Annotated in this window: 12 protein-coding genes; 10 read left to right on the plus strand and 2 right to left on the minus strand. The window is 38.0% G+C overall.

Annotation, left to right across the window (positions count from 1 at the left end):
* The first annotated feature begins 222 nt into the window (after window positions 1-222).
* From C9991_RS16340 to C9991_RS16375, 10 genes are all read left to right on the plus strand, one after another.
* Window positions 223-435, plus strand: a complete 213-nt coding sequence (locus C9991_RS16340) for a hypothetical protein (RefSeq protein ID WP_106813536.1) — start codon at window positions 223-225, stop codon at window positions 433-435.
* 36 nt (window positions 436-471) lie between these two features.
* Window positions 472-702 carry a hypothetical protein gene (locus C9991_RS16345; protein ID WP_106813529.1) on the plus strand — a complete coding sequence of 77 codons (231 nt, stop codon included), beginning with the start codon at window positions 472-474 and terminating at the stop codon, window positions 700-702.
* A gap of 173 nt (window positions 703-875) precedes the next feature.
* Entirely contained in the window at window positions 876-1,172 is a 297-nt protein-coding gene (locus C9991_RS16350) for a hypothetical protein (protein WP_106813530.1), read from the plus strand.
* A 14-nt stretch (window positions 1,173-1,186) separates the two neighbouring features.
* Complete coding sequence (locus tag C9991_RS16355) at window positions 1,187-1,849, plus strand: DUF8359 domain-containing protein (RefSeq protein WP_106813531.1); 663 nt, start codon at window positions 1,187-1,189, stop codon at window positions 1,847-1,849.
* Between the two features lie 866 nt (window positions 1,850-2,715).
* Window positions 2,716-3,057: a single-stranded DNA-binding protein gene (locus C9991_RS16360; RefSeq protein WP_106813532.1), complete on the plus strand. Its 342-nt coding sequence runs from the start codon at window positions 2,716-2,718 to the stop codon at window positions 3,055-3,057.
* Window positions 3,058-3,354: 297 nt separating this feature from the next.
* On the plus strand, window positions 3,355-3,507 hold the full coding sequence (locus C9991_RS16940) for a hypothetical protein (RefSeq protein ID WP_198643844.1): 153 nt from the start codon (window positions 3,355-3,357) through the stop codon (window positions 3,505-3,507).
* A 288-nt stretch (window positions 3,508-3,795) separates the two neighbouring features.
* Window positions 3,796-4,131, plus strand: a complete 336-nt coding sequence (locus C9991_RS16365; protein ID WP_106813537.1) for a hypothetical protein — start codon at window positions 3,796-3,798, stop codon at window positions 4,129-4,131.
* 46 nt (window positions 4,132-4,177) lie between these two features.
* Window positions 4,178-4,336, plus strand: a complete 159-nt coding sequence (locus C9991_RS16785) for a hypothetical protein (protein WP_157949521.1) — start codon at window positions 4,178-4,180, stop codon at window positions 4,334-4,336.
* A 125-nt stretch (window positions 4,337-4,461) separates the two neighbouring features.
* Window positions 4,462-4,656: a hypothetical protein gene (locus tag C9991_RS16370; RefSeq protein ID WP_106813533.1), complete on the plus strand. Its 195-nt coding sequence runs from the start codon at window positions 4,462-4,464 to the stop codon at window positions 4,654-4,656.
* Window positions 4,628-5,236, plus strand: coding sequence for a GNAT family N-acetyltransferase (locus tag C9991_RS16375; RefSeq protein ID WP_232823388.1), 609 nt, complete (start codon window positions 4,628-4,630; stop codon window positions 5,234-5,236). Before C9991_RS16370 ends, C9991_RS16375 begins: the two co-directional genes overlap by 29 nt.
* Window positions 5,237-5,773: 537 nt before the next feature.
* Here the strand turns inward: C9991_RS16375 and C9991_RS16380 are convergent.
* Together C9991_RS16380 and C9991_RS16790 are read right to left on the minus strand one after the other, a co-directional pair.
* Window positions 5,774-5,989, minus strand: a complete 216-nt coding sequence (locus C9991_RS16380; RefSeq protein WP_157949522.1) for a hypothetical protein — start codon at window positions 5,987-5,989, stop codon at window positions 5,774-5,776.
* A 154-nt stretch (window positions 5,990-6,143) separates the two neighbouring features.
* The coding region (locus C9991_RS16790; RefSeq protein ID WP_157949523.1) for a hypothetical protein at window positions 6,144-6,329 on the minus strand (186 nt) is incomplete at its 5' end.

The following is a 6,329-nucleotide window of genomic DNA, read 5'->3' on the forward strand; positions in this document are numbered from 1 at the left end:
AGATTGGGTATTCTACAAAAAATCTCTACCGATTGTTTGGCTTACTGCCTTATTGGGCTGCCATCTTCTAAAGCACGTAAAAAGGCTTAGGTGATGACGGTTATGCCGGAATGATTCTAAAAAAAAATCTCGGATTGAACGAAACGAAAGTCCTTAAAAAGGCAGATGAATCAGGAAATCCAGAATAATTTTATTGTTGAACCCTTTAAAGCAGATTTGATTATGGCAGATATTACTGACGAAAAAGGCAAAAAGTTGGAATGGTACAAGTATGTTGTGAAGAGATACCTTCGAGACATCTTGCAAGATTTGGCAAATTCCAAGAACCAAATGGAGCGTAGCTATTATGAAACTCGCTATGCTTGTCAGTTGGACGTTTTCGCCAAAGCATTGAATGTACGTCCAAAATTGTTGGAGAAGTACATCAAGAAGTAATGATAAAGATAAGTTGAACTTTAAAACAAATTGATTATGTTAGTATATATTTTCTATCGAACAGACCAATGGAACACTCGTTCAAGTGAAGATTTGGTTTATATAGGTACAAACAAGGAAGCAAGCATCAAGAAACTTATGAAGTTGAAAGATGACCCTATAACAAAAGAACAAGCGGATGATTTGCGAAGAATGAATCAAAGCCAGTGTTGCGGTTTGTCTTACGAATGGGTTATAGAGCCTTGCAGAGTAAACCAGCTACATTAAAAAGATGAAGAGCAATGATTACGGATTTACAAGATAAGATATGTAGAGGTTGCAAACATAATGTTTATCACTACTCTTCATTATCACAAGATTATGATTACTATACTTGCCGAATCGGCAGATGTCCGGGCAAGTGTTATCAAGGAATATACAATGATTAAATTATAAAAGATATGAAAGCAACAGATTTAGCAAAAATTATATATGAATGTGATATTCATGCACTCACAGACTATTATTCGTTTGTAGAAGTTGAATATGACGATGCAGACAATGATACAATAAGTGTATTTCGTCATGGCTATGATTGTAAAAAGCACGTTCCAAAAGGAATGTACTTGTGGTTTTCACCTAATGAAGATGAAGCCGAAGAGTTCAAGGGAATATTGGAGAGTGTGTTTGGTAAAACATACCAAACTCAAATCTTCTTCGAGAATGATATGGATGTAATATTAAAAATTGAGGATTAAATAATACTGACGATATGAAACAGTACATCAAGTTTAGCTACACCGAGGAGTATTTGCCGACTCCTCGGTGTAAGAAGCTTAGAGAGCGTGAGGTAAAGAGTTATACATCTATAAACATCAAAGAATGTAGCAAGGAAGACGCACCTCTTGTTATGGTGGTCAAAAGCTATAACTGTGAGGAATGTGAGATAAGAGTGTTTAAAGGGAAACTATATCGCAATGTGCAATGGCGTAAAATGAATCGTGCAGACGGTGAGCCAATAGAACAAAACGAGACTATAAACACAATTAACTGGCAGTTTATAATATGGGGTAATGATTATTACAATGATAGCCGTTGGACAGGTGAGAGAGGTGATGCTACTTCTAAAGCCAATATTAAGAAAAGAGCAAGTAAATATCTTATAATTGGTGATATGGTTTTTATGAGAACAACAGAGCCTATCTATAATATAACTTGTTTCGGTTGCAATGATAGTGCTGGAATGTTTGTTGATTATGCGGATAAGGATTCTACGTATTGCTATAATTATTCAGCCTTGCAGCGTGAAGAATGCCACGAGGAATTGAAAAGAATACTTTCTTATTGCCGTAACAAATATGATAATTCTGATAGTTATGATATTAAGGTTTTGGCTCCCGAATATGTGAAATTCAAGAGGGCAAAACATAAATAATAATGTTTCTTTGTAGCAAAAATACCAATAATATAAAGAGCGAAGTATTGCCTAATGCTTCTCTCTTTATATTTCCGGGCTGCTCCCTCATCGGTCGCAGCCATCAGGCGAACCATTCAGCTTCACCTGCAAAGAGGTATCTCCGATGGTATTTTTATATTCAAGTATTAATTTATGGCTATAATGTCTTATAGACAGCAATACGTATGACTGTAAATATTAATATCTACATTTCACGTCCAAGCCTGTAATTCCTATTTTTTAAGCCTAAAGCATAAGCCTTATTCTAATGTAAAATTGAATAAGATGTACTGACGTTTATACCATGATGCCTCTTTTATATCGAGTTCTATCTTTGTACCGCTATTTATATGTTCTTGCCACATTCATTATATGGAATCAGCCAAATTCCTCATACATCCTCTATCCCTTTTTGAACATATCGTGTCGGTTTGCATTTTCTTATTGCCTCCATATCGAGGATAGACATATACCCAAGCACCCTTCTTCTCTGTAGTTTAATGAGATATAGGAGTGAAACTTGGCTTTCCGTTTATCGTTTTCATAGTGTCGTATATCGAAACCTAAAGTGAGATTTTTATGATCATTTGCGTTCTGATAATTTTTGTATAGTTGTTAACAACCATTTTACTTTGCAAAGTTAGCACAAGCGGTGTTGGCAAGGGCGCACATCCTGTTTGTCTCAATATTTTTTTCAGACTTTTTGGGTGCAGTTGCTCCTTAATCAAAAACTCCATACCCAAGGGTGAAAAATATATTGGACATCTCTTGCCGTGACTCACCTTCTCCTTGTTCGCTACTATTATGCACGTAAAATTAGTATTAACAATTAAAAAATTACAGTTATGAACGCAATGAACAATTTCACTATTTCAGGTTTCGTAGTAAACGACGCAAAAGTTAAGAACTTCGAGAAAGCCAGCGTAGCACGTTTCGGTCTCTCTTTCAGAACTACAGAGAAGAAGGGTGACCAGGAAGTAAAGAAGTCTTCTATCCTTGATATGGAGACTTGGATCAAGAAGGATGATACCGCCACAATTGATATGCTCAAAAAGGGCACCCTTATCAAGGTTGAGGGATTCTTTAAGGCTGATTCCTACACCAAGGATGGCAAGGAGGTTTATAAAACAGTTTTTGCTGTTACAAAGATAGAACTCATAGAAACCAAGGCTCCAAAGGTGGCATAAAGCCACCATTCATATACTCCAATTTTCAATAAGAAAAGGTTATCAGCGGATAGCCTTTTCTTTTGGTCATTTTCGTTTAGGTGTTACAGTCTTTATATCTATATTGCCGTATTGGCATATTACTGTATTGCTGTATAGCCGTATTGGCATATTACTCTCTATATCTATTGCTTGCAATAAGGCTATATATATTTTTCTATATCTATATTTCAGTTTCCGTTTCTTATGTTCAACCTCAATTTTTTAGCATAGGTTGTGCCGTTAACCATCACCGCCAGCTTTTTAACGTGCAAAGGTATGGCAGCCCAGGCAGACACCAAACACCAGTCGATGCTCTCCCTATCGGCGAAGATTTTTTGCAGCAGACTTCCGCAATCAGAGATTGGGTATTCTACAAAAAATCTCTACCGATTGTTTGGCTTACTGCCTTATTGGGCTGCCATCTTCTAAAGCACGTAAAAAGGCTTAGGTGATGACGGTTATGCCGGAATGATTCTAAAAAAAAACTCGGATTGANAGATTGGGTATTCTACAAAAAATCTCTACCGATTGTTTGGCTTACTGCCTTATTGGGCTGCCATCTTCTAAAGCACGTAAAAAGGCTTAGGTGATGACGGTTATGCCGGAATGATTCTAAAAAAAAACTCGGATTGAACGAAACGGAAAGTCCTTAAAAGGCAGATGAATCAGGAAATCCAGAATAATTTTATTGTTGAACCCTTTAAAGCAGATTTGATTATGGGAAAGATTTTTGTAAAAGTTCCTGTTTGGAACATCGAGAGTGAGACAGGTTACAAGCCAATGACTACTTTTTGGCAAGACTTCTCTATTGCAGATGCCTTTGGTGTCGCAGCCGTTGAAGACACTTTCAAACGTGCCTTTAATGAGTGGAAAGGTAACTACAAGTATCTTACAGAGCTTGTTATGGTACTTAACCACAAGATTGCACAATGGTATGAGAGAAACATGCCTCTTGCAAAACTCTATAACGATGCGTGGAACATTGCCGATAACTATGCGGTCAACCACTTGCAAGGTGACGAGTTGAACTACTTTTATAACGTAACAGACTAAAAAAGGTAACGGAGCGGCTAACCACCGCTCCATAAAAAATAAAGATATGAGCAAAATGACAAATAACGATTATGAGTTGCTTGAAATGGCAATGGAAACCACTTACGCTTCTTCTATCCGCAGCTACATTGAGGAGGCAGACACCGAAGAATGCCGTAAACGATTGAAAAAAATACTTGCAGATAGAGAGCACATCACGGAATAAAATCGGAGCGGCTATAGCCGCTCTTATCTTACGCATAAGGTTAAAATATGCTTAGATTATTGGTATTTAAGAACTTTGTTGTATCTTTGCATAATTAAAATATACATTATCAAAAAGGAAATATTATGGCATTAGAAATAAGAAGCATACCTGTATTGACAGGTGAAACCGCTGAACGTTTTGTACGTGAGGCGGAGGAGAATGAGAGAAATCCAAAAAGGAGAAAATTACTTTTCTCGTTTGAGGATATTGACAGAATGATGGAACGTTCACGAAAATATCTAAAAGAGCATGGAGGAAAAGGACCTTTTGCAAAATAGATGTGGGGGTATTCCATATCCAGTAACGGCACAAGGAGAATTAGAGTCGTTCAGCTGTGGGGATGATGATTTGGATGATTTCTTTCACAATGATGCTTTATTGTATGCAGAGCAACTTCTTGGCAAGACATATTATTTTGCGACAGAGGGAAATGACCCACAAATAGTTTGTGCTTTTACTTTGGCTAATGATAGCATAAAAGCTGCATTGATACCAAATTCTTCAAGGAACAAGATACAAAGGAAAATACCTAATTCAAAGAGAACAAGGAGCTATCCCGCAGTTCTTATAGGAAGATTAGGCGTTTCAAAGGAGTTTCAAGGTAAAAACATATCTGTTGGCTCACAAGTCATAGAATTTATTGCGTCTTGGTTTATTCATCCAAACAATAAAACAGGATGCCGCTTTATAGTTGTTGACGCATATAATAAAAGCAACATACTTCATTTCTATGAGAAGAATGGCTTTAAATATCTATACTCAACAGAAGAGCTTGAAAAGGAAGCTAACAATATCCCCTTAGAAGATAAACTCTCTTCGAGAATGATGTATCTTGATTTAATTGGATTTATTGACTAATACAAAAAGGCAGGAATTGTTTTCTGCCTTTTTTAGTACTACTATATGAATGGTTTTGGCAGAATGGATTTCCTCATATTTAGAGACTGAGATTGAAACTGGAGTGGTAAGATAACTTCAATATATATAGCAAGAGTCCATGGCTCTTGTTCTTTTCGGGCTGCTCCTTCATTGGTCGCAGCCATCAGGCGAACCATTCAGCTTCACCTGTAAAGTGGTATCTCCGATGGTTGGATGTTTAAGTAATCGGTGGCTATTATGAATATTTTGTTATATCTATAATGCTTATCTGTAAGCTTTGATGTTTTTCGTTTCTAACTCTTTGTTTTCAACCCTTTCGCCAGTTCTCTCCATGCACGGCGTTGCTGTGTATTACGCAAACATGGCGAAACTGCCCAGGAGCAAAGCTGCTCTTCACTCCAGAGCAGCAAGGGAGATAGGTCGAACATTCTTCAGGGGCGTTGCCAACAACACCCCATACTACGGATGCTGCACACTTTCCGGGCTGCCATCAGAAAGTAAGGCTCGTTCTTTTTCTCAGAAGCTGAACGTTGCACGAGCTTCACTGAGAGAATGAGGCTTACTTTCTGCCTCTGCCACATGGTCTATAAGACCACTCGGAAAGAGTACGGCATCCTTCAACCCGGCATACCGATGTCTGCCTTGAAGGCGGACGGTGTATGCCGGAGAGAGGTAGGCACGGCAAGGCTCCCTGCGGTCACTTTGCCATGCCTTGATTGCTTGATTATCCATATACATTCATATCTATATTGCTATCCGTATTACTTTATATCTATATTGCTACATTACCATATTGATGTATTGCTATATTGTTTCATTTCTACATTATCGTATATCTGCATAGCCTTATTTATATCTATATGGATATACAGAAATATCAACATATCTATATTGGTATTGTTCCCTTTCGCCAGTTCTCTCCATGCACGGCGTTGCTGTGTATTCCGCAAACATGGCGAAACTGCCCAGGAGCAAAGCTGCTCTTCACTCCAGAGCAGCAAGGGAGATAGGTCGAACATTCTTCAGGGGCGTTGCCAACAACACCCCATACTACGGATGCTGCACACTTTCC

Origin of the sequence: Prevotella merdae (assembly GCF_900290275.1) — a bacterium.
GTDB classification, from domain to species: Bacteria; Bacteroidota; Bacteroidia; order Bacteroidales; family Bacteroidaceae; genus Prevotella; species Prevotella merdae.